The organism is Streptomyces sp. MspMP-M5, from assembly GCF_000373585.1.
Classification (GTDB): Bacteria; Actinomycetota; Actinomycetes; order Streptomycetales; family Streptomycetaceae; genus Streptomyces.
Genome location: NZ_KB891924.1, coordinates 1 through 21,775 on the forward strand (window position 1 = coordinate 1; position 21,775 = coordinate 21,775).

19 protein-coding genes are annotated in these 21,775 nt (G+C 72.3%); 10 read left to right on the forward strand and 9 right to left on the reverse strand.

Annotated elements, in window-relative coordinates:
* The 3 genes from B073_RS0131255 to hemL all read right to left on the reverse strand — a co-directional run.
* Positions 1-911, reverse strand: a 911-nt coding sequence (locus tag B073_RS0131255) for a hypothetical protein (protein ID WP_026247898.1), incomplete at its 3' end; no start/stop codon positions are given.
* A 142-nt stretch (positions 912-1,053) separates the two neighbouring features.
* Positions 1,054-1,752, reverse strand: coding sequence for a histidine phosphatase family protein (locus B073_RS0131260; protein WP_018542021.1), 699 nt, complete (start codon positions 1,750-1,752; stop codon positions 1,054-1,056).
* 35 nt (positions 1,753-1,787) lie between these two features.
* Positions 1,788-3,095, reverse strand: coding sequence for a glutamate-1-semialdehyde 2,1-aminomutase (hemL, locus tag B073_RS0131265; protein WP_199788219.1), 1,308 nt, complete (start codon positions 3,093-3,095; stop codon positions 1,788-1,790).
* Positions 3,096-3,432: 337 nt separating this feature from the next.
* Between hemL and B073_RS0131270 the strand changes: the two genes are divergently transcribed.
* Positions 3,433-4,026 carry a hypothetical protein gene (locus B073_RS0131270; RefSeq protein WP_018542023.1) on the forward strand — a complete coding sequence of 198 codons (594 nt, stop codon included), beginning with the start codon at positions 3,433-3,435 and terminating at the stop codon, positions 4,024-4,026.
* A gap of 184 nt (positions 4,027-4,210) precedes the next feature.
* On the opposite strand, the gene B073_RS41735 is transcribed toward B073_RS0131270, so the two are convergent.
* On the reverse strand, positions 4,211-4,945 hold the full coding sequence (locus tag B073_RS41735) for an SDR family oxidoreductase (protein WP_037813316.1): 735 nt from the start codon (positions 4,943-4,945) through the stop codon (positions 4,211-4,213).
* A 239-nt stretch (positions 4,946-5,184) separates the two neighbouring features.
* Positions 5,185-5,730 carry a cupin domain-containing protein gene (locus B073_RS0131280; protein WP_018542025.1) on the reverse strand — a complete coding sequence of 182 codons (546 nt, stop codon included), beginning with the start codon at positions 5,728-5,730 and terminating at the stop codon, positions 5,185-5,187.
* A gap of 138 nt (positions 5,731-5,868) precedes the next feature.
* Between B073_RS0131280 and B073_RS0131285 the strand changes: the two genes are divergently transcribed.
* Entirely contained in the window at positions 5,869-6,285 is a 417-nt protein-coding gene (locus B073_RS0131285; RefSeq protein WP_018542026.1) for a MazG-like family protein, read from the forward strand.
* 79 nt (positions 6,286-6,364) lie between these two features.
* Here B073_RS0131285 and B073_RS0131290 read toward each other — a convergent pair whose 3' ends face one another.
* Positions 6,365-7,057: a TetR family transcriptional regulator gene (locus tag B073_RS0131290; RefSeq protein ID WP_018542027.1), complete on the reverse strand. Its 693-nt coding sequence runs from the start codon at positions 7,055-7,057 to the stop codon at positions 6,365-6,367.
* Positions 7,058-7,157: 100 nt separating this feature from the next.
* Between B073_RS0131290 and B073_RS0131295 the strand changes: the two genes are divergently transcribed.
* The 3 genes from B073_RS0131295 to B073_RS0131305 all read left to right on the forward strand — a co-directional run bounded on the left by B073_RS0131295 (position 7,158) and on the right by B073_RS0131305 (position 10,502).
* Positions 7,158-8,771 carry an FAD-dependent oxidoreductase gene (locus tag B073_RS0131295; RefSeq protein WP_018542028.1) on the forward strand — a complete coding sequence of 538 codons (1,614 nt, stop codon included), beginning with the start codon at positions 7,158-7,160 and terminating at the stop codon, positions 8,769-8,771.
* 214 nt (positions 8,772-8,985) lie between these two features.
* On the forward strand, positions 8,986-9,321 hold the full coding sequence (locus B073_RS0131300; protein ID WP_018542029.1) for a YnfA family protein: 336 nt from the start codon (positions 8,986-8,988) through the stop codon (positions 9,319-9,321).
* A gap of 413 nt (positions 9,322-9,734) precedes the next feature.
* The gene (locus B073_RS0131305) at positions 9,735-10,502 is read left to right on the forward strand and encodes an SDR family NAD(P)-dependent oxidoreductase (protein ID WP_018542030.1); all 768 of its coding nucleotides are present in this window, start codon (positions 9,735-9,737) and stop codon (positions 10,500-10,502) included.
* A 517-nt stretch (positions 10,503-11,019) separates the two neighbouring features.
* On the opposite strand, the gene B073_RS0131310 is transcribed toward B073_RS0131305, so the two are convergent.
* The gene (locus B073_RS0131310) at positions 11,020-12,213 is read right to left on the reverse strand and encodes an RtcB family protein (protein ID WP_018542031.1); all 1,194 of its coding nucleotides are present in this window, start codon (positions 12,211-12,213) and stop codon (positions 11,020-11,022) included.
* 162 nt (positions 12,214-12,375) lie between these two features.
* Here B073_RS0131310 and B073_RS0131315 point away from each other — a divergent pair, with 162 nt between their 5' ends.
* Both B073_RS0131315 and B073_RS0131320 read left to right on the forward strand, forming a co-directional pair.
* On the forward strand, positions 12,376-13,296 hold the full coding sequence (locus B073_RS0131315) for a hypothetical protein (protein ID WP_018542032.1): 921 nt from the start codon (positions 12,376-12,378) through the stop codon (positions 13,294-13,296).
* Between the two features lie 207 nt (positions 13,297-13,503).
* Entirely contained in the window at positions 13,504-14,220 is a 717-nt protein-coding gene (locus B073_RS0131320; RefSeq protein WP_018542033.1) for a DUF3558 family protein, read from the forward strand.
* A gap of 273 nt (positions 14,221-14,493) precedes the next feature.
* Here the strand turns inward: B073_RS0131320 and lysS are convergent, their stop codons facing one another.
* Entirely contained in the window at positions 14,494-16,251 is a 1,758-nt protein-coding gene (gene lysS, locus B073_RS0131330; RefSeq protein ID WP_018542035.1) for a lysine--tRNA ligase, read from the reverse strand.
* 235 nt (positions 16,252-16,486) lie between these two features.
* Here lysS and argS point away from each other — a divergent pair, with 235 nt between their 5' ends.
* The 3 genes from argS to B073_RS0131345 all read left to right on the forward strand — a co-directional run bounded on the left by argS (position 16,487) and on the right by B073_RS0131345 (position 20,677).
* Positions 16,487-18,241 carry an arginine--tRNA ligase gene (gene argS / locus B073_RS0131335; RefSeq protein ID WP_018542036.1) on the forward strand — a complete coding sequence of 585 codons (1,755 nt, stop codon included), beginning with the start codon at positions 16,487-16,489 and terminating at the stop codon, positions 18,239-18,241.
* Between the two features lie 217 nt (positions 18,242-18,458).
* Positions 18,459-19,538, forward strand: a complete 1,080-nt coding sequence (locus B073_RS0131340) for an aldo/keto reductase (RefSeq protein ID WP_018542037.1) — start codon at positions 18,459-18,461, stop codon at positions 19,536-19,538.
* Between the two features lie 125 nt (positions 19,539-19,663).
* Positions 19,664-20,677: a hypothetical protein gene (locus B073_RS0131345; protein WP_018542038.1), complete on the forward strand. Its 1,014-nt coding sequence runs from the start codon at positions 19,664-19,666 to the stop codon at positions 20,675-20,677.
* A gap of 69 nt (positions 20,678-20,746) precedes the next feature.
* On the opposite strand, the gene hemB is transcribed toward B073_RS0131345, so the two are convergent.
* The gene (gene hemB / locus B073_RS0131350) at positions 20,747-21,748 is read right to left on the reverse strand and encodes a porphobilinogen synthase (RefSeq protein ID WP_018542039.1); all 1,002 of its coding nucleotides are present in this window, start codon (positions 21,746-21,748) and stop codon (positions 20,747-20,749) included.
* Positions 21,749-21,775 lie beyond the last annotated feature (27 nt).

Genomic DNA, 21,775 nt, shown 5'->3' on the forward strand with positions numbered 1-21,775 from the left:
TAGTTGGCCGGCGGCGCCTTGGTGGAGTTCTGGGACTGGTTGGCCAGGATGTTGTAGTCCATCGAGAGCACCTCGAAGGAGTGGCCGGGGAAAGGTATCTGCTGGAGCGGGAAGTCCCAGATGCCGTTCTTCTTGCGGGGCCAGACCTGGCGGCCGCCGGGCGAGCTGGCGTCGTAGCGCCAGCCCAGCTTGCGGGCGGTGGGCAGCAGGTTGTCCTGGCCGAGCAGGCAGGGGGTGCGGCCGCCGACGAGTTCCTTGCGGTAGTCGAAGGGCAGCGGGTCGAGGTCGCTGAAGCCGGTGTGGGTGCGCCACTTGGTGACGAAGGACATCGCCTGGTCTGTCTCGGACTGCCACTGCGCCGGCGTCCAGTGCTTCACGCTGCCCCGGCCGGTGCAGAAGTGGCCGTTGAAGTGGGTGCCTATCTCGTGCCCGTCGAGCCATGCCCGGCGGACGTTGTCGAGGGTCTCGCGTATGTGCCCGTCGCTGAGGTAGCCGATGTCGGAGGCGCCGGGCTTGTTGTTCGGCGGGAGGTAGAGGTGCTTCTTCCCCTCGGGCAGCAGGTACAGCCCGGAGAGGAAGAAGGTCATCGCCGCGCCGTGGTCCTTGGCGAGCTTGCGGAACCGGGGGAAGAGGCCGTTGCCGACCTCTCCCGCCCCGTCCCAGGAGAAGATCACGAACTGCGGCGGGGTCTGCCCCGGCTCCAGCCGCTCGGGCGGGCCGGGCTGGTGGGGCTGCTTGCCGGAGTCGGCGGTCGAGCCGTCGCCGATGAGCTTGGGGCGGGCCGGCGACGCGTTCTTGACCCGCTGCCCCTCCGCGCCGTCCTGCCCGGAGGCGGAACATCCGGCGACGCCCAGGGCGGCGGCCGCCCCCACTCCCATCCCCAGCAGACCCCGCCGACTGATCGCGCCCATGCCGTCGTTCCCCATCCGTGCTCGAACTCGATATCCAGAATCGGACATCTTCGAAGAGGGAGTGTCGGACGGCGAGGTTCCGTGCTATAGGCGCGAATTTTGCATTTCCGGCGAATTTGACATTCCGCCACATGACGGCTTGTCAGGCCCCGAACGCCTTGGACTTCCCCTTCGCCGGCTTGGCGCCGGCCAGCAGATGGGCGGGGACCAGGTCACGCGCCGGCTCGCTGTACCCGACCGAGATGATCTTGTCGCCGTGGAAGGTGAACGACGTCAGCGAGGCCAGCGTGCACTGCCGCTTCCGCGGGTCGTGCCACAACCGCCGCCGCTCGGCGAAGCTGCGCACGATCCAGATCGGCAGCTGGTGGCTGACGGCCACCGCCTCGTGGCCGCGGGCCGCGTCCCGAGCCGCGCCGAGCGCCGCCATCATCCGCACGACCTGCTCGATGTACGGCTCGCCCCACGAGGGCCGGAACGGGTTGGTCAGGTACTTCCAGTTCCCCGGCTTCTTCAGCGCGCCGTCGCCCACCCCGAAGGTCTTGCCCTCGAAGACATTGGCCGCCTCGATCAGCCGCTCGTCGGTGGCGATCTCCAGGCCGTGCGCCCCGGCGATCGGGGCCGCGGTCTCCTGCGCACGCTCCAGCGGCGAGGCCACCACATGCGTGATGTCCCGGCCCGTGAGGTGCTCGGCGACCTGGTCGGCCATCTTCCGGCCCAGGTCGGAGAGGTGGTAACCAGGCCGGCGCCCGTAGAGCACGCCCTCGGGGTTGTGCACCTCGCCGTGCCGCATCAGGTGGACGACGGTGATCTCGTCGCCCCCACTGGTCTCACCGCTGGTCATCTCGCCCGTCCTCCGGTCCGTACCGCCCGCCTCGCTCATGCCGTCGCCTCGGCGGCGGCCCGGGCGGCGGCCGGCAGCGCGGCGGCGATCCGCTCGACGGCCGCGTCGTCGTGCGCGGTCGAGACGAACCACGACTCGAACGCGGACGGCGGGAGGTAGACGCCCTGCGCCAGCATCGAGTGGAAGAACGCGGTGAAGCGGAACGACTCCTGCGCCTTGGCCGCCGCGTAGTCCGTCACCTCGGCGTCCGTGAAGAACACCGAGAACATGTTCCCGGCGGCCTGGAGCCGGTGCGCCACGCCCTCCTTGGCCAGCGCCGCGGTGACCAACCCGCGGATCTCCGCGGAGACCGCGTCGACCTTCTCGTAGGCGGCGTCGTCCAGCAGCCGCAGCTGCGCGACACCGGCGGCGGTGGCGATCGGGTTCCCCGACAGGGTGCCCGCCTGGTACACCGGCCCGGCCGGGGCGAGGTGCGCCATGACATCGGCCCGGCCGCCGAAGGCCGCGGCCGGGAAGCCGCCGCCCATGACCTTGCCGAAGGTCATCAGGTCCGGGCGGACCCCGTCGATGCCGTACCAGCCGGCCCGGCTGACCCGGAAGCCGGTCATGACCTCGTCGGAGATGTAGAGCGCGCCGTTCTCCCGGCAGAGGTCCGCCAGGCCCTGGTTGAAGCCGGGCAGCGGCGGGACGACGCCCATGTTGCCCGGCGACGCCTCGGTGATCACGCACGCGATCTCGCCCTCGTGCGCGGCGAACGCGGCACGGACGGCGGCCAGGTCGTTGTACGGCAGCACGAGGGTGTCGCCGGCCTGCGCGCCCGTCACCCCGGGGGTGTCCGGCAGCCCGAATGTCGCCACGCCCGAACCGGCCGCGGCCAGCAGCGCGTCCACGTGCCCGTGGTAGCAGCCGGCGAACTTGATCACCTTGGCCCGGCCGGTGAAACCGCGCGCCAGCCGGATCGCCGACATCGTCGCCTCGGTGCCGGACGAGACCAGGCGCACCTGCTCGACGGGCGCGATCCGGGCCACGATCTCCTCGGCCAGTTCGACCTCGCCGGCACCGGGCGTCCCGAAGGACGTCCCGCGGGCGACCGCCTCCTGGACCGCGGCGATCACCTCGGGGTGCGCGTGGCCGAGAATCATCGGCCCCCACGAACACACCAGGTCGACGTACTCACGGCCATCGGCATCGGTGAGGTACGGACCGGTACCGGACACCATGAACCGGGGCGTACCGCCCACGGCCCGGAACGCCCGCACCGGAGAATTCACGCCGCCGGGCGTCACCACGGACGCGCGGTCGAACAGCGACTGCGAAACAGGGGCTTCATAAGGAAAAGACACTGGGATCCTGACCTGCGTATACGGGGGAGGAGGGCGGCGGCGCGCGGACACGGCCCGGCTGACAGCGGTGCGGGAATCGCCCCGCGGACCACCCGGCCCGCCCGTGCGATTCCCCTTCATTCCCTCTTGGTTTCTTTTTCGTTCCTCTCGCTCGCGACCGGGCGTCAGCCCCCGCGCGTCTGCGAAACTGGGGCGTCGTACGAGTAAGTCACGCAAGCAATGGTCTCAGAGGCGCACGGGGGCGTGCGGCCGGGCGTTTCACGCGCCGGTGACGGGGGAGGTCTCTGAGACGATGATCGGGTTGCGCGGCTGAGGCTGCGAGTGGTCGGGTGGAGATATGCATCGCGGTGGCGAACTGGGCGAGGGAACCAATGACCGGGGTCCCGAGCGCGCCCAGCGCGGCCGTCACCGGCGCGAGGGCTCCGAGAACCCCGCCGACGACCGGCGCAAGGGCACCGAGAGCATTACGGGCGGGGAAAACAGGGGCGGCCGCATGGGGGTGACGTACAAGTACTTCGGCGCGCCCAACGGCGCCACGGCCGCCCGGGTCCCGATCTCGATGCGCCCCGAGGAACTCGGCGGCGACGAGCTCGGCATGGGCGGCATGTTCACCAAGATCAAGCCGGAGACCATGGCGGCCATGGTCCTCACTGGCATAGAGGGCATACCGCTGCACAAGGTCCCCCCGCTGGAGCTGGTCGTCCTCCATCCCGACTACGCCGTCGTCAAGCTCCCCATGACCGTGGTCGACCCGCTGCGCGGTGTCGGCGAGGAGTCGGTCGGCGCGGCCGCCTTCATCTGGTCCACCGTCCCCGACCGCGGCGGCCCCCGCGACGCCTTCAGCGTCTACCAGCTCCTCCACGAGTGGCAGGACTTCTCCCACCGCCTCCACGAGGCGGGGCATCAGGCTTATTGCCTGGTGTGGCCGTAGGCGAGGAGTCGGGGAGCAGCCGGGCCGGACGGAACGGCCGGGTCGGGTGGGTGGACGGGTGCGGGTCGCCGGGGTCCGTTCGTCATCGGCTCGGGCTCCGGGACCGGCTCCGGGTCGTCGGCCCGTTCGTCGGCTGCGGCTCTCGTCGGGTCCGGGGCCTCTGGGGCCGGGGCGGCGGTGCGGATCACCAGGTCGGGCGGGCCGAGACGCCGCCGTCGACGACGAGATCGTGGCCGGTGATCCAGGAGGCCATCGGCGAGGCGAGGAAGACACAGGCGTCGCCGATGTCCTCGGGTCGGCCCAACCGGCCGGTGGGCGCCGCCTGTTGCCAGCGGGCCACCCCCTCCGGCCAGTCCTCGGCCAGGCCGGGCCGGGCGATCAGCCCCGGCGAGACGCTGTTGACGCGAATCCCGTACGGCCCGTACTCCAGGGCCGCCGCCCGGGCGTGCATCACCACGGCCGCCTTGGACGCGCAGTAGTGAGCGTGCCGCGGCGTCGGGCGGTCCGCCTCGATCGAGGCGACATGGGTCACCGATCCGCCGCCGGCCTCGCGCAGCACCGCCACCGCGGCCTGGGTGCAGGCGAAGACGCTGTGCACATTGGGGTCGGCGACGGCCCGCCAGTCGGCGAGCGACATCCCGGCCAGCTCCTGGGCGGGCTGTACGCCTGCGTTGTTGACCAGTGCGGTCAGCCGGCCGCGCCAGCCGGCCGCCTCCGTCACCAGCCGGTGGCACTCCGCCTCCACCGCGAGGTCGGCGCGGAGTGCGAGCGCGCTCCCGCCGCCCCGCTCGATCTCCTCGACGAGCGCCCGCGCGGCCGCACCCCCGGACCGGTAGTGCACCACCACGTCCGCCCCGGCCGCCGCGAACCGCCTCGCGATCCCCCGACCGATGCCACCCGACGCCCCGGTGACCAGCACGACCTGCCCACCGAGATCGGGGAGGTCGGGGCGCTCGGGGAGGCCGGGGAGGGAGGAAGCGGCGGGGCGGGTGACGGACGACGCGGAGGAACCGGTGGCGCCCCTGCCCCGGTTTGCGGGTGCGGTGTTCGCCGGCCCGTTCGGAGGGGTGGTCTGGCCGAATCGGCCCTGCTCGCCGGCCCGTTCGGAAGTACCGGCCGCTTCCCCACCGTTCGGCTCATGAGGGGTCCGCACCACTGTCATGCCCGGCTCAGCGCCCCGATCCGCGCCGCCTCCCGCGGGAACCGCGCGGCCAGCCGCCCCGCCTCCCCCTGCTCGTAGTCCTCGTGGGTGAAGCCGGGCGCCATCGTGCAGCCGAAGAGCGTCCAGGAACCGCCGGCGGCGACCTCGGCGGCCATCCAGGTGCCGGCCGGCACCGTGAACTGCACATGCTGGCCGGCCAGGACGTCCGGGCCGAGGACGGCCGTACGGGCGGTGCCGGGGCCGGCCGCCTCGCCCGCACCAGCCGCGTCACCGGCCTCGGGGAGGAGGAGCAGGGTGAGCGGGTCGCCCCGGTAGAAGTGCCAGATCTCGTCGGTCGGCAGCCGGTGCAGCGCGGAGAAGACGCCTGGCTCGGCGGTCAGCAGCATCACGATCGCCGTTCCCTCCGGCCGCCCGTCCGGCCGTTCCGGCCCGGCCCAGGTACGCCGGTACCAGCCGCCTTCACGGGGCAGCCGGGTCAGCCCGTAGAAGGCGATCAGCTCCTGCGGGAAACGGTCCCGGGGCATCGCGGGGTGCTCGTCCATCCGTCTGGCCGCCTTCCGCTCGTCCGCCGCGCCGTGGGGTGGTCCACCGGCCGGGCGGCCTGCGCCTCCTGGCCGGTTGCCGCCTCACCCTAGGGGCGGGAGGGGCGCAGGACGCGGAACGAGCGGCAGAATCGGGCCATGTCTGATCCCGACGCCGCCTCCCCGGTTACCGCCACGGCCGCCAACTCCCCTGCCTTTCCCTACACTTCGCCCACCTCTCCTACTGGCACGCCCCCATGGGACACCATCGACGCGCTCGTCGGGTGGCTCGACCGGGAGAGCGCGCTGCCCGCGGAGCAGGAGCGGCTGCTGCGCCTCCTCAAGCTCTCGGAGGAGGCGGGCGAGGTCGCCCAGGCCGTCATCGGGGCCACCGGCCAGAATCCGCGCAAGGGGCGCAGCCACAGCTGGGACGACGTCCACGCAGAGCTGTGCGATGTGATCGTGACGGCGATGGTGGCGCTGCGGACGCTGACGCCCGAGGCGCGGCGGGTCTTCGAGGGGCATCTGCGGCGGGTCGCCGAGCGGGTGCCGGGGGCCGCCACGGCGTCGCCCTGAGCCCTTCGGCACGAGTCCCGGGCCCAGTACGGGCCCCTCGCTGCGACCTCCCCCACCCGCTACGACCGTTCCGCCCCCGCTACGGCCGTTCCGCCGTCATGTAGCGCTGGACGGTGGGCGCCAGCCAGGCGACGAGTTCGTCATGGCTGAATTCGACGGCGGGCGGGACGCGCAGGACGTAGCGGCACAGTGCCATGCCCAGGATCTGCGACCCGATCAGGGCGGCGCGGCTCGGCGCCTCCTCCGGCACCGCGCAGATCGCGTCGAGCAGCGGCCGCACCTGCTCGGCGAAGATCTGCCGCATGCGTTCGGCGCCGGCCTCGTTGGTGACGCCGACGCGCATCATCCCCGTCAGCGTCTCGTCGCTCTCCCACAGCTCGATGAAGTGGCGCACGAGCCGGGCGCCGCGCTCCTCCGGCGGGACCTTCGTGAGGTCCGGGGCCCGCAGATCGATCTCCGAGGCGGCGGCGAAGAGGCCCTCCTTGTTGCCGTAGTAGCGCATCACCATCGACGGGTCGATGCCCGCGTCCCGTGCGATGGCGCGGATGGTGGCGCGCTCGTACCCGTCGGCGGCGAAGCGGTCCCGGGCGGCGGCCAGGATCGCGGCGCGGGTGGCGTCGGAGCGACGGGGACGCGGGTGGACGCCGGCGTCGGGGGCCTCGGCGGCGACCGGGGGCGGCCCGGCGTCGACCTCGGGGCGGGCCGCGGGAGTGCCGGAACGGGCGCCGGCACGACCGGCGGAGGGGGTGGGGGAAGGATCGCGTTCGACCATGCCAACAAATGTATGCCAACAGGCGTTGACAAGCGAGTTGCCGGGATCGTAGGCTTGCCAACAAGCGTTGACCAACACGCGTTGGCAGGAGGCGGCAATCATGGATGCTCTCAACCGCGAGCCAGAAGTCACCCGCGACGACACCGACGGCGGCCCGCGTCCCGGCCGGGAGGCGGACGTGATCGTCGTCGGCGCCGGCCCGACCGGTCTGCTGCTCGCCGGCGATCTCGCCGAGGCCGGTCTCGCCGTCACGCTCCTGGAGCGCCGCGACGACACCACCAGCAATCTCAGCCGGGCGCTTGCCGTGCACGCCCGTTCGCTGGAGCAGCTGGACGCCCGCGGGCTCGCCGACGAACTGGTCACCGGGGGCCACCGCCTCCCCGCCCTCCGGGTGTTCGGGGACGCGGCACTCCCCGCGAACGAGCTCCGCAGCCGCTTCCCCTTCGTCCTGATAACGCCGCAGTACGAGGTCGAACGGCTGCTGCTGCGCCGCGCCCGGCAGGCCGGCGTCACCTTCCGGTACGGATCCGAGGTGCTGGGCCTCGATCAGGACGGTGACGGTGTGACGGTGCACTTCCGTGCGGTCGAGGAGGCGGCGGAGGGGGCGGCCGAAGGCGTCCGGAGCCTGCGCGCCGCGTATGCGGTCGGCACCGACGGTGCCCGCAGTGCGGTGCGCGAGGCGATCGGGCTGCCGTTCCCCGGCAAGGCGGTCATCCGGTCCGTCGTCCTCGCCGACGTCCGGCTGGCCCAGGAACCCGAGTCGCCGTTCACGCTCAGCGCCGAGGGTGACTCCTTCGCGCTGATCGGCTCGTTCGGCGACGGCTGGTATCGCGTCATCGGCTGGAACCGCCATGCCCAGGCCGCCGACGACGCCCCCATCGATCTCGGCGAGGTCCGCGAGGTCACCCGCCTCGCCTTCGGCACCGACTTCGGCATGCACGACGCCCGGTGGATCTCGCGCTTCCGCAGCGACGAGCGGCAGGCACCCGCCTACCGCGTCGGCCGGGTCTTCCTCGCCGGCGACGCCGCACACGTCCACTCCCCGGCCGGCGGCCAGGGGATGAACGCGGGCCTCCAGGACGCGGCCAACCTCGGCTGGAAGCTGGCGGCGGTGGTCAAGGGCCACTCCCCCGACGGCCTGCTGGACAGCTATCAGGACGAGCGCCATCCGGTCGGCAAGGCGGTGCTGCGCAGCAGCGGCGCCATCCTCAGGTTTGCGCTGGTGACCTCCGGGCCGGGCCGGGCACTGCGCGGCCTCGGCGTTCGGCTCCTGACGCGGGTGCGGCCGCTGTCCCGGCGCGCCATAGGCCGAGTCTCCGGTATGGACATCGCCTATCCGGCCGGGCGGGGCGCCCATCGGCTGGCCGGCCGGCGCGCCCCCGACATCCGCCTCGCGGGCGGCGGACGGCTCTACGAGCTGCTCCGGAAGGGGAGGTTCGTCCTGATCACCCCCGAGGACGAGCTGCCGCCGGAGCTGCCGGAGGGCGCCCGCCCGGCGGCCGCGCCCGATCGGGTCGTCACCGCATCCTGGGCGAGCGGACGGCGGACGGCCCTCCTGGTGCGCCCCGACGGCTATATCGCCTGGGCCACCGATGCCACCGTCCCCGCCGAGCGTGCCGAGGCGCTCCGCGCCGCCGTCATCCACTGGACCGGCACTCCGGCCAGCCCTGCCCCTGCCTCTCGGGAGCCGGTGCGCCCTTCCGCACAGATATGAACCGCCGGTGGCCGGTGCCGGCCGCGCCAGCCGCCGGCAACGGCCGACCGTCACCGGCCCGGCCCCGACCACCCATCACCGCCACCTGGCACCCGCCACCGGCTCCCGTCGGCGGTCGGCCCCCGGCGGCCGGGCAGCCGGGCTCCGTGACCCGGCCACCCCTCGGCGTCCCCTGGCCTAGCTCGCCCCGGTCTGCCTCCTTACGCTGAGCGGCATGCTCATCGCCCGTTCCGCAGTTCTGTTCATCGTCGCCGCGCTCTTCGAGATCGGCGGTGCGTGGCTGGTGTGGCAAGGGGTGCGGGAGCACCGGGGGTGGGCGTGGATCGGCGCCGGGGTGGTGGCCCTGGGGATCTACGGCTTCGTCGCGACGCTCCAGCCGGACGCCCACTTCGGCCGGATCCTCGCCGCGTACGGCGGGGTGTTCGTCGCGGGATCGCTGGCCTGGGGCATGGTCGCGGACGGCTACCGCCCCGACCGCTGGGACGTCCTCGGCGCGCTGATCTGCCTGGCCGGCATGGGCGTGATCATGTACGCCCCGCGCGGCCGCTGAGGCCCGACCGGCCTTGGGCCGACCCCGGCCCCGGCCACTCACCCGATCCCCCTCACCCCACGCCCATACCCCACATCCCACACCCCTCACTGCTCACCCTCACCGCTCACCCGTCGGCCCTCACCCCGCGACCGGTTGGCCCGGCGCCCCTCCGGCCGCCAACTCGCCGCCCTCCCTTGCATATCCTGGCCGCACACGCACCACCCGCAACACTCGCACCACCGCTCAGGAACCGCACCAGATTCGTGAACCGCACAGAGTTCATGAACCACACCAGGTTTACGAACCACGTCGGATTCACGAGAACGACACCGCGGTTCACGAACGACACCGCGGTTCTCGAGCTGCATCACGGCTCACGAGCCGTACCACGGCTCACTGTCCGCACACGCACTGTGTAAAGGGAGCGCACCATGACCGCCGACACCGCCGGCCTCCGTACCGCCGTCGTCACCGGAGCGAGCGGCGGCATCGGCGCCGCCACCGCCCGCGCGCTGGCCGCCGCCGGCTACCGCGTCGTGCTCACCGCCCGCCGCAAGGACCGCATCGAGGCCCTCGCCGACGAGTTGCCGCACGCCGAGGCGTGCGCGCTCGACGTCACCGACCGCGCCGCCGTCGACGCCTTCGCGCGCTCCCTCGACCGCTTCCCCTCCGTCGACGTCCTGGTCAACAACGCCGGCGGCGCGCTGGGCGCGGAGCCCGTCGCCACCGGCGACCCGGCCGACTGGCGGGCGATGTACGAGGTCAACGTGCTCGGCGTGCTCCACATGACACAGGCGCTGCTGCCCGCGCTGACCGCCTCCGGCGACGGCACCGTCGTCGTCCTCTCGTCCACCGCCGGGCACGCGACGTACGAGGGCGGCGGTGGATATGTCGCCGCCAAGCACGGCGCCCACGTCATCGCCGAGACGCTCCGCCTGGAGCTGTGCGGCGAGCCGGTACGGGTCATCGAGGTGGCGCCCGGCATGGTCAAGACCGAGGGGTTCGCGACCACCCGTTTCCGGGGCGACGCCGACAGGGCCGCCAAGGTCTACGAGGGCGTGGACGCGCCGCTCAGCGCGGAGGACGTCGCCGACACCGTCGCCTGGGCGGTCACCCGTCCCCCGCACGTCAACATCGACCTGCTGGTCGTCCGCCCCCGGGCGCAGGCGTCCAACTCCAAGGTGCACCGCAGCAGTTGAGACAGGCGGGAGGGGAGGGGCGGGGGTGGGAGGAAGGGCCGCCCGTCCCGCCCCCCGCAAATGAGGGGGCCGACGTACACCCCCCACCGGGTGTGCGGGCCCCGCGTCCCGGGACCCGGGACCCGTGCGCCACGACAGTGGTGGGCATGGCAACCACCATCCCGAGATCCGTCCCCGCCGGGCGGCCGGCCCCGCGCCGCCGTCCGGCCCGGACCGCCCTCTGGCGGGTCCCGCCGGCCGCGATATCGCTGCTGGTCACCGCGCAGGCGGTCAGCGCCTACGTCCCGCCCGACCTGCACACCAGCCGGGTCCCGCCGCGCAGCGAGCTGCACTATGTGCTGCTGGTGGCGCACAGGCCCCCCTGCAGAACGCCCCACAAGACGCCCCTCAGGCCACCCCGCAGAACCCCGACCGGACACCGCACCCCCACACCACCGGCCCCGGCCACATCACCGGCCCCAGCCGCGACACCTACACCAGCCCCGACACCACAGCCCGCGACCCGCCCCCTACTCCCTCACCCCTTCACACAAACCACCTGCTTGAGCTTGGCGACGACCTCGACGAGGTCCCGCTGCTGCTCCATGACCCGCTCGATCGGCTTGTACGCGCCGGGGATCTCGTCGACGACCCCGGAGTCCTTGCGGCACTCCACACCCCGCGTCTGCTCCTCCAGGTCGCGCGTGGAGAAGCGCTTCTTCGCGGCGTTCCGGCTCATCTTGCGGCCGGCGCCGTGCGAGGCGGAGTTGAAGGACGCCGCGTTCCCCAGGCCCCGGACGATGTACGAGCCGGTGCCCATCGAGCCCGGGATGATCCCGTACTCGCCGCTGCCGGCGCGGATCGCGCCCTTGCGGGTCACCAGCAGCTCCATGCCGTCGTAGGTCTCCTCCGCCACGTAGTTGTGGTGGCAGGAGATCACCGGCTCGAAGGCCGGCCGGGCCTTGCGGAACTCCTTGCGGACGACGTCCTGGAACAGGGCCATCATCACCTCACGATTGTGCCGCGCGTACTCCTGCGCCCAGAACAGGTCGTTGCGGTACGCCGCCATCTGCGGGGTGTCCGCGACGAAGACGGCGAGGTCGCGGTCGACCAGCCCCTGGTTGTGCGGGAGCTTGCGGGCCTGCTCGATGTGGTACTCGGCGAGCTCCTTGCCGATGTTGCGGGAGCCGGAGTGCAGCATCAGCCAGACCGCGCCGGTCTCGTCGAGGCAGACCTCGATGAAGTGGTTGCCGGACCCCAGCGAGCCCATCTGCTTGGCGGCCCGCTCGTGACGGAACCTGACCGCCTCGGCGACGCCGTCGAAGCGGCCCCAGAAGTCGTCCCAGCCCGCGGCGGGGAAGCCGTGCATCCGGCGCGGGTCCACCGGGTCGTCGTGCATCCCCCGGCCCACCGGGATCGTCTGCTCGATCCGGGAGCGCAGCCGGGAGAGGTCGCCGGGCAGGTCGTTCGCGGTGAGCGAGGTGCGGACCGCGCTCATTCCGCAGCCGATGTCCACGCCGACCGCGGCCGGGCAGACGGCGCCGTGCATCGCGATGACCGAACCGACCGTGGCCCCCTTGCCGAAATGCACGTCCGGCATCACGGCCAGGCCCTTGATCCACGGTAGCGTGGCGACGTTGCGCAGCTGCTGCATGGCGACGCCCTCGACCGTGGCCGGGTCGGTCCACATCCGGATCGGCACCTGGGCACCGGGCACTTCGGTGTACGACATAGCTGACTCTTTCCCCCGGAAAGCAGAAAAACGCAAAAGGCGGACAATACGCCTGATGTTGGACGGCGAACCGGCGTTCACCTCACGACGTGCGGTACACATTGTCTCCATCGGCCGCCACTCGGCGGCAACCGCATTTCCGCAGGGAAGGAGCCGCGAACGATGCCGCGCAAGTCGTTCGTACCGGGTGCCGCGCTGCTGGTCACCGCGGCCCTGGCCGCCGGTCTCACCGGCTGCTCCGGCGGTTCCGCCTCCGGCACCGGCGGCATCGACGGCAAGAACGGCGGCACCACCGCCGCCAGCCCTTCCGGCCAGCCCGGCCGCTATCAGACCCTGCCGGAAGCCTGCGGCCTGCCGTCCCGCGGCACCCTCCGCGACATGCTGCCCGGCGACGGGCAGCCGCTGCCGCAGGCGGACGCACAGAAGATCTTCGGCGGCCGGGCCGATGTCACCTACGACACCGACCGCCGGGTGGGCTGCCAGTGGACGCGGGAGACCTCGGCGGGCACCCGCCACCTCACGCTCGACATCCAGCGCGTGGTCTCGTACGACGCCGCGGTCAGCGACGACGACCGGGCGCAGGAGATCTACCTCGGCAAGGAGCGGGCCGCCAAGATCCCGTCCGCGGGCTCCGGCACGCCCTCGGCGCCGCCCAGCCCGAAGGACCAGCCCAAGGACCAGCCGACCGGGCAGCCGAAGCCGAAGGGCGGTGCCACGGACGCCGGCGGCGGCAAGGACGCGGGCGACGGCGGGAAGAGGGCGGACGGCACGGCCGGCAGCCCGTCGGCCACCCCGTCGGCGCCCTCCGCGTCGCCCTCCGACCCCGAGACGGGTGCCGAAAGCCCGCTCACCCCGCGCGTCCTGGACGGCCTGGGCGACGCGGCCTTCCTCAATGACCAGTTGATCACCACCGACTCCGGGGTGCACCGCGATGTCACTGTGGTCTTTCGCACGTCGAACGTCATCGTGACGCTCGTCTACGACCAGTGGTCCGCGGACAAGACGCGGCTGCCGGAAAGCCAGGAACTGCAGGACAAGGCCCGTTCCCTGGCCGGCGAACTCGCCGACAGCCTCAGCGAATAGCCCCATACGGACAGAAAGCCCCGAAGGCGAACTTCGCCCCAGAAACGCCCGATTCGCCCTGCCGCTCGGTCGCCGCGAACCGGTCCCCCGCCTCGCTCCGCCGCGTACCGTGCCCTAGGACCCGCCCCGACCGGGAGCCGGGCCGCCCGTGCCGCCCGTTGCACAAGGGTCCGCAACGACTCGACGACGACGAACAGCGAAGGAACCATGCACCGATCAGCCAAGCGACTCGCCGGCCTCCTCACCTGCGCAGCAGTGCCGATGCTGCTCGTCGCCGGGTGCTCCGGCTCGGACGGCAAGAGCTCCGGTGACAGCACTCCCTCCGGCTCGTCCAGCGCCGCCGGCAGCACCCCGACGCCGACCGTCGCCGCCGCGAAGTTCAAGAAGCTCCCGAACCCCTGCGAGGCGTTCTCCAAGGGCACCCTCGACAAGCTGCTGCCCAAGGTGAAGGACGCCGCCGGCCAGCAGGGCAAGTCCACCGACCCGACCGTCCGCGGCGCCTGCTCCTGGAGCAGCTCGGACGACCAGGGCGTGGACGGCACCCAGTTCCGCTGGCTGGACGTCGCCTTCCAGCGCTACGCCTCCGACCCGGCCCTCGGCTCGGGCGAGAAGCGCGCCACGGACTTCTACACGCAGCAGATCAACGACGCCAAGGCCACCCAGGGCGCCAAGAAGGTCGCCGCCGTGCCGACCGCGGGCACCGGCGACGCGGCCACCGCCGTCACCTACGACATCGCGAAAGAGGACAACGACTTCAAGAACACGACGATCGTGGTCCGCACCGCCAACATCGTCATCACCGTGAACTACAACGGCGCGGGCATGGCCGGCGCCGACGCCCCCAACGGCAACGACCTCCTCAAGGCCGCCCAGGCCGCCACCAAGGAAGCCGTCGCCGCCGTGGCCAAGGCCAACCAGGGCTGACCCGACCCTCCGCGGCCCTCCCCGGCGGAACCGTCGGGGAGGGACCCGTCAGGAGGAGCACTCCTCGCGCGCGGAACTCTGCTGTTCCAGCTGGAGTTCGCGCTTGCGCTGCTCCTCCTTCAGCCGCTCGACGAAGCGCGCGAACATCCTCGGCCGGTCCTGCTCCGACAGCGGCTGCGACGGGTCCGGCCCCGGGAACCCTCGTCCCCGGGGCCGGACCCGTATCCGCTCTCGGGCGGGAGCAGCCCCGCCGGGCGTGGGCCGCTCAGCCGTTCAGCCGCCCAGCAGCCTGCGGACCCGGTCCGCGCCCACCGCGAGCAGCAGCGTGGGCAGCCGGGGGCCGGTGTCGCGGCCGACCAGGAGGTTGTAGAGCAGCGCGAAGAACGCGCGCTGGGCGACCTTCAGCTCCGGCGTCGGCTTGGCCTCCGGGGTCAGGCCCGCCTGGACCTTCGGGACGCCGTAGACCAGCGTCGTCAGACCGTCCAGCGACCAGTGGTCGTCCAGGCCGTCGAGCAGCAGCCGCAGCGAACCGCGGGCCTGCTCGTCCAGACCGGCGAGCAGTTCCTCGTCGGGCTCGTCGCGGACGATGGTGCGCTGGTCGGCGGGGACCTGGGTGCTGATCCAGTGCTCCGCCTTGTCGAGCCGCGGCCGGGTCTCGGCCAGGGAGGCGACCGGGTTCTGCGGGTCCAGCTCGCTCAGGATGCGCAGGGTCTGCTCGTCGTGGCCGGCGGTGATGTCCACGACGGAGGCCAGCGTGCGGTACGGCAACGGGCGCGGCGTGCGCGGCAGTTCACCGGCGGCGGTGCCGACGGCGCGGGTGTAGGCCGCGGCGTCCGCGGGCTGCGCGGTGCCGTCCGCGACCTTGGCGGCGAGCTTGTCCCACTCGTCGTAGAGCCGCTGGATCTCCTGGTCGAAGGCGATCTTGAAGGACTGGTTGGGCTTACGGCGGGCGTACAGCCAGCGCAGCAGCGGCGCCTCCATGATCTTCAGCGCGTCGCCCGGGGTGGGCACGCCGCCCTTGGACGAGGACATCTTGGCCATGCCGCTGATGCCGACGAAGGCGTACATCGGGCCGATCGGCTGGTCGGCGCCGAACACCTCGCGGACGATCTGGCCGCCGACGACGAACGACGAGCCGGGCGAGGAGTGATCGACTCCGGACGGCTCGAAGACCACGCCCTCGTAGGCCCAGCGCATCGGCCAGTCGACCTTCCACACCAGCTTGCCGTGGTCGAACTCGCGCAGCGCCACGGTCTCGGAGTGGCCGCAGGCGACGCACTCGTAGGACATCTGCGTGGTCTCGTCGTCGTAGCCGATGACCTTGGTGAAGTCCTTGTTGCAGACCGTGCAGTACGGCTTGTACGGGTAGTAGCCCGCGCCGCCCGCGCTGCCGTCGTCCTCGCCGGCCGCGCCGGAGCCCTCGGCCGCCTCCAGCTCGGCGGCGTCCACCGGCTTCTGCTGCTGCTTCTTCGGCTTGCCGGTCGCCTTGTCCTTGGTGCGGTAGCGGTCCAGGACGGCGTCGATGTCCTTGCGGTGCCGCATCGCGTGCAGGATCTGCTCGCGGTAGGCACCGGAGGTGTACTGGGCGGTCTGGCTGATACCGCGGTACTCGATGCCCAGCTCCGCCAGGGACTCCTCCATGGCGGCCCGGAAGTGCTCGGCCCAGTTGGCGTGCGGGCTGCCGGGCGGGGCGGGCACGGCGGTCAGCGGCTTGCCGATGTGCTCCTCCCAGGACGGGTCGATACCGGCCGGGACCTTGCGGTACCGGTCGTAGTCGTCCCAGCTCAGGATGTGCACGCACGGGATGCCGCGGCGGCGGATCTCGTCCGCGACCAGGTGCGGGGTCATCACCTCGCGGAGGTTGCCGAGGTGGATCGGGCCGGACGGGCTCAGTCCCGAGGCGACGACGACGCCCGTCCCCGGTGCGGACGCACCTGATGTCACTTTGCCGGCGGCGCGGCGCTCCGCCTCGGCAACGACCTCGTCCGCGAACCTGGAGACCCAGTCGGTCTCGGTGCTCTGCTGAGCCACGATCGGCCCTTCCTCTTCCTGGTGTCCTGATGTCCTGGCGTCCTGGTGCTTCCCGCTGCGCCCCTGCGCGCTCTCCGGCGCCGCGCTCGGCCGCCGCCCGCTGCGGGCGGAACCGTCCGGACGGGCAAAAGCCTGACGGAGCCCATTGTCCCAGACGCCCGCCGCCCGGAAATTCAGTGGTAGTGCCGTGGGATACTCGTGGCAAACCCTTTCCACTCCAACGGAACGGCAGCTCATGGCCCCGGTCACCTCCCTCGCAGCTACGGTCAACCAGCGCGTCGCAAACGCCCTCTCGGCAGCCCTGCCGGAGGCCGGCGCCGCGGACCCGCTGCTGCGACGCAGCGACCGGGCCGACTTCCAGGCCAACGGCCTGCTGGCGCTGGCCAAGAAGCTGGGGGGCAATCCGCGGGAGCTGGCCGGCAAGGTCGTCGACGCGATCGCCGCCGAGGGCCTGCTGAAGGACGTCGAGGTCTCCGGCCCCGGCTTCCTCAACCTCACCGTCGCCGACGCGGCGATCACCGGCACGCTCGCCGAGCGCGCCGCCGACGACCGGCTCGGCGTGCCGTACGCGGCCACCACCGGCACCACCGTCATCGACTACGCGCAGCCGAACGTCGCCAAGGAGATGCACGTCGGCCACCTGCGGTCGGCGGTGATCGGCGACGCGCTGCGCAACATGCTCGACTTCACCGGCGAGAAGACCGTGGGCCGCCACCACATCGGCGACTGGGGCACCCAGTTCGGCATGCTCATCCAGTACCTGATCGAGAATCCCGGCCAGCTCGCCCCGGCGGCCGACGTGGACGGCGAGCAGGCCATGTCGAATCTGAACCGCGTCTACAAGGCGTCGCGCGCGGTCTTCGACTCCGACGAGGAGTTCAAGGAGCGGGCCCGCAGGCGGGTCGTCGCCCTGCAGTCCGGCGACGCGCAGACGCTGGAGCTGTGGCAGCGGTTCGTGGACGAGTCGAAGGTCTACTTCTACTCGGTCTTCGAGAAGCTGGACATGGAGATCCGCGACGAGGAGATCGTCGGCGAGTCCGCGTACAACGCCATGATGGCCGAGACGGCCCGGATGCTGGAGGAGTCGGGCGTCGCCGTCCGCTCCGAGGGCGCGCTGGTGGTCTTCTTCGACGACATCAAGGGCAAGGACGACAAGCCGGTCCCGCTGATCGTGCAGAAGGCGGACGGCGGCTTCGGGTACGCCGCGAGCGACCTGTCGGCGATCCGCAACCGCGTCTTCGACCTCGGCGCCACGACCCTGCTCTACGTCGTCGACGTCCGCCAGTCGCTGCACTTCCGGATGGTCTTCGAGACGGCCCGCCGGGCCGGCTGGCTGAACGACGAGGTCACCGCCCACAACATGGGCTACGGCACGGTCCTCGGCGCCGACGGCAAGCCGTTCAAGACCCGGGAGGGCGAGACGGTCCGGCTGGAGGACCTGCTCGACGAGGCGGTGCAGCGGGCCGCCGAGGTGGTGCGGGAGAAGGCGCGGGACCTCACCGAGGACGAGATCCAGGAGCGGGCCGCGCAGGTCGGCATCGGCGCGGTGAAGTACGCGGACCTGTCGACGTCCCCGAGCCGCGACTACAAGTTCGACCTGGACCAGATGGTCTCGCTCAACGGCGACACCTCCGTCTACCTCCAGTACGCCTACGCCCGGATCCAGTCCATCCTGCGCAAGGCCGGCGAGACCAAGCCGGCCGCGCACCCGGAGCTCGCGCTCGCCCCGGCGGAGCGGGCGCTGGGCCTGCACCTGGACGCGTTCGGCGACACCGTCGCCGAGGCGGCGGCCGAGTACGCGCCGCACAAGCTGGCCGCGTACCTCTACCAGCTGGCGTCGCTGTACACGACCTTCTACGACCAGTGCCCGGTCCTGAAGGCGGACACCCCGGAGCAGGTGGAGAACCGCCTCTTCCTGTGCGACCTGACGGCCCGCACCCTGCACCGCGGCATGGCCCTGCTGGGCATCCGCACGCCCGAGCGGCTGTAGGAGCGCGAGCAGCAGCCCCAACGCCCTCCCCTCTCCGCGACCGACCGACCGACCGCCCGCCCGCCCCTGACTGGTCCTGGCAATACCAGGAACGCGGTTCCCAGGAAACGCCGGGCCTGGCGGGCGGTGCGCGGTGGCCGCAGAGTGGTCCCGTCGGCTCGCGACGGCGGCCGACGGCAAACGGCCACGCAGGACGACGAGTTGGGGAGCAACACCTATGCGCAGGACCACCCTTGGACGCACCGGCATCTCGGTCAGCCGGCTGTGCCTGGGCACCATGATGCTCGGGGCCTGGGGCAACGCGGACCATGACGACGCCGTGCGCCTGGTGCACACCGCGCTGGACGCGGGCATCAACTTCATCGACACGGCCGACATGTACTCGGGGGGTGAGTCCGAGGAGATCGTGGGCAAGGCCCTCAAGGGGCGCCGGGACGACGTGATCCTGGCGACGAAGGTGCACTTCCCGATGGGCGACGGCACCGCCCCGGCCCGTTTCCCGGTCGTCACCGACCCCAACCGCAGCGGGAACTCCCGGCGTTGGATCAAGCGCGAGGTCGAGAACAGCCTGCGGCGCCTGGGGACCGACTACATCGACCTGTACCAGATCCACCGCCCGGACCCGACCACGGACATCGACGAGACGCTGTCCGCCCTCTCGGATCTGGTGCGCGAGGGGAAGGTCATGGCGATCGGGTCCTCGGACTTCCCCGCCGAGGAGCTCGTCGAGGCGAGGTGGGTGGCGGAGCGCCGCAACCACGTCCCGTTCCACACCGAGCAGCCGCCCTACTCGATCTTCATGCGGGGCGTCGAGCGGGCCGTGCTGCCGACCGCGCAGCGCCACGGCATGGGCGTACTCACCTGGAGCCCGCTGGCCAGCGGCTGGCTGGCGGGGAAGTTCCGCGCGTCCGCCGGGCTGGAGCTGAACGACTTCCGGCGCGACCTGATCCCGCACAAGTTCGACCAGAACCTGCCCGGGAACGCACGCAAGCTGGAGATCGTCGAGGAGCTGGTGAAGCTGGCGGCCGACAGCGGCCACCGGCTCACCCACCTCGCGCTGGGCTTCGTCCTCAGCCACCCCGCCGTGACCTCGGCCATCATCGGCCCGCGCACGGTCGCGCAGCTCGACGACCTGCTGGGCGCCGTGGACGTCGTCCTGGAGGACGATGTCCTGGACCGCATCGACCAGTTGGTGGCACCGGGCACCGACCTCAACCCCTCGGACGCCGACCACACCCCGCCCGCCCTGGCCGACGCGGCACTGCGCCGCCGCCCGAGGGCCGAACGCGGCGCCTGAGGGCGGGCCTTCGGCGACGAGGCCCCGCGTGCCCGGGTGCGCGGTACGCGGGGCCTCGCGGCGCGATCTAGACTTGCCCCGGCCCGGGGCGGGCACACGGAACCACAGAACCACGAGGGCGGCACGTGCGGGGGCGTATCACGACGGGTCGCAGGCTGCCCGCCTTCCTGGCCACGGCCGTGGTCACTCCGGCGCTGCTGCTGGCGACCGCCCGGCCCGCGGACGCCTTCGGCACGGTCAACGCGTTCGGGCAGCACGCCGAGCACGAGCGGATCACCCGGGCCGCGCTGGCCTGCGCCCCGGGAGTCCCCTCCGACGGCTCCTGCTTCGAGCCGCGCTCCCTCGATCAACTCGCGGGCCACAGCTGGACGTTCGGCGCCGTCGGCGCGCCGGACTCGGACGAGTTCCTCGACTCCGCCGCGCACTGCGACAACGCGGACTATCTGGACGTGCCGGGCTATCCGCGGAGTCGGCACCAAGCCACCGAGGCGCTCCGCACCTGCATAGCCCACCTGCAGACGCGCTTCCGGCAGGGTCTCGCCGCGGCCGGGGGAACCCTGGACGCCCGGGGCCGCGTCGTGGCCTCCGCGACGGAGCTGCGGCGGGACTGCACCTTCACGCTGGGGCTGCCCGGCCGGGCCAAGTGCGAGGCCGTGGAGGGGTTCGGCCGGGCCCTGCACGGAGTCCAGGACTTCTACGCGCACAGCAACTGGACGGATAGCACCGACCCGACCCGCCCGGTCGGCCTGACCAATCCCCCGGGCCTGGCCCGCTCCGCGCCCTCGCCGCTGCTCGCTCTCAACGCGCCGCGGCCTCCCCGCCCTTCGGCCATCCCGCGGAACCTGACCACGGGCTGCTTCTCACTCCTCATCGGCGCCTGTTCCCACCACGTCGGGCACGCCGACCTCAACAAGGACGAGGGGTTCATCGACCCGGCATCCGGCTCCGCCGGCGCTCCCGCCACGGCACGCGGCCAGGCCGCGGGGAACTTCGTCCGGGCGGTGCGGGGCGCCGTCACCGACACCCGCCGCCAGTGGCAACAGTTCCGCGCGGCGCTCCTCCAGCGCTATGGCACGCAGCGCGGCGCCCGCGTCGTCTGCGTCCTCACCCACGACGATCCGGTCCGCGACTGCGCCTGACACCTGACGCCTCCGGCGAGGCGGGTGGGCGCGGTCGCGAACCGGTCCGTCGGCTTGTCGTCGAAGCTCCTAGACGGGTGAGCCCAGCTTCCGGGCGACCTCGGTGGCCCAGTACGTGAGGATCATGCCGGCGCCCGCCCGCTTGATCCCCGTCAGGGTCTCCCAGATCGCCTTGTCGCGGTCGATCCAGCCCTTCTCGGCGGCCGCCTCGACCATCGCGTACTCACCGGAGATCTGGTACGCCGCCACCGGCACGTCCACCGCGTCCGCGATCTTCGCCAGCACGTCCAGGTAGGGCAGCGCCGGCTTGACCATCACCATGTCGGCGCCCTCCGCCAGATCGAGCGCCAGCTCACGCAGCGACTCGCGGAGGTTGGCGGGGTCCTGCTGGTAGGTCTTGCGGTCGCCCTGCAGCGACGAGCCCACCGCCTCACGGAACGGCCCGTAGAACGCCGACGAGTACTTCGCGGTGTAGGCGAGGATCGCGACGTCCTCGTGGCCGGTCTGGTCCAGCGCGTCCCGGACGACGCCGACCTGGCCGTCCATCATGCCGCTGGGGCCCACGACATGGACGCCGGCGTCGGCCTGGACCTGCGCCATCTCGGCGTAGCGCTCCAGCGTCGCGTCGTTGTCCACCCGGCCGTCGGCGTCCAGGACGCCGCAGTGGCCGTGGTCGGTGTACTCGTCCAGGCAGAGGTCCGACATGATCACCAGGTCGTCGCCGACCTCGGACCGCACGTCCCGGATGGCGAGCTGCAGGATGCCGTCCGGGTCGGTGCCCGCCGTGCCGGCCGCGTCCTTGTTCGCGTCCTCGGGGACGCCGAAGAGCATGATCCCGCCGACCCCGGCCTCGACCGCCTCGACCGCGGCCTTGCGCAGCGTGTCGCGGGTGTGCTGGACGACACCGGGCATCGCGGCGAGCGGCACCGGCTCGGCGATGCCCTCCCGCACGAACGCCGGGAGGATGAGGTCGGCCGGATGCAGGCGGTTCTCCGCGACCATCCGCCGCATGGCGGGGGTGGTGCGCAGCCGGCGCGGCCGCGCCCCCGGGAAGCTTCCGTACTTCGTCATGCCGTCCACGCTACGCCCGCCCCGGGC

Excerpts from the sequence above, each read along its gene's own strand:
- hemB (WP_018542039.1), bottom strand. The coding sequence starts at position 21,748 with ATGACGAAGTACGGAAGCTTCCCGGGGGCGCGGCCGCGCCGGCTGCGC.
- B073_RS0131260 (WP_018542021.1), bottom strand. The coding sequence starts at position 1,752 with ATGACCAGCGGTGAGACCAGTGGGGGCGACGAGATCACCGTCGTCCAC.
- B073_RS0131305 (WP_018542030.1), top strand. The coding sequence starts at position 9,735 with ATGACCGCCGACACCGCCGGCCTCCGTACCGCCGTCGTCACCGGAGCG.
- B073_RS0131315 (WP_018542032.1), top strand. The coding sequence starts at position 12,376 with ATGCCGCGCAAGTCGTTCGTACCGGGTGCCGCGCTGCTGGTCACCGCG.
- B073_RS0131285 (WP_018542026.1), top strand. The coding sequence starts at position 5,869 with ATGTCTGATCCCGACGCCGCCTCCCCGGTTACCGCCACGGCCGCCAAC.
- B073_RS0131310 (WP_018542031.1), bottom strand. The coding sequence starts at position 12,213 with ATGTCGTACACCGAAGTGCCCGGTGCCCAGGTGCCGATCCGGATGTGG.
- B073_RS0131290 (WP_018542027.1), bottom strand. The coding sequence starts at position 7,057 with ATGGTCGAACGCGATCCTTCCCCCACCCCCTCCGCCGGTCGTGCCGGC.
- B073_RS0131320 (WP_018542033.1), top strand. The coding sequence starts at position 13,504 with ATGCACCGATCAGCCAAGCGACTCGCCGGCCTCCTCACCTGCGCAGCA.
- B073_RS0131280 (WP_018542025.1), bottom strand. The coding sequence starts at position 5,730 with ATGGACGAGCACCCCGCGATGCCCCGGGACCGTTTCCCGCAGGAGCTG.
- argS (WP_018542036.1), top strand. The coding sequence starts at position 16,487 with ATGGCCCCGGTCACCTCCCTCGCAGCTACGGTCAACCAGCGCGTCGCA.
- B073_RS0131270 (WP_018542023.1), top strand. The coding sequence starts at position 3,433 with ATGCATCGCGGTGGCGAACTGGGCGAGGGAACCAATGACCGGGGTCCC.
- B073_RS0131300 (WP_018542029.1), top strand. The coding sequence starts at position 8,986 with ATGCTCATCGCCCGTTCCGCAGTTCTGTTCATCGTCGCCGCGCTCTTC.
- B073_RS0131340 (WP_018542037.1), top strand. The coding sequence starts at position 18,459 with ATGCGCAGGACCACCCTTGGACGCACCGGCATCTCGGTCAGCCGGCTG.
- B073_RS0131295 (WP_018542028.1), top strand. The coding sequence starts at position 7,158 with ATGGATGCTCTCAACCGCGAGCCAGAAGTCACCCGCGACGACACCGAC.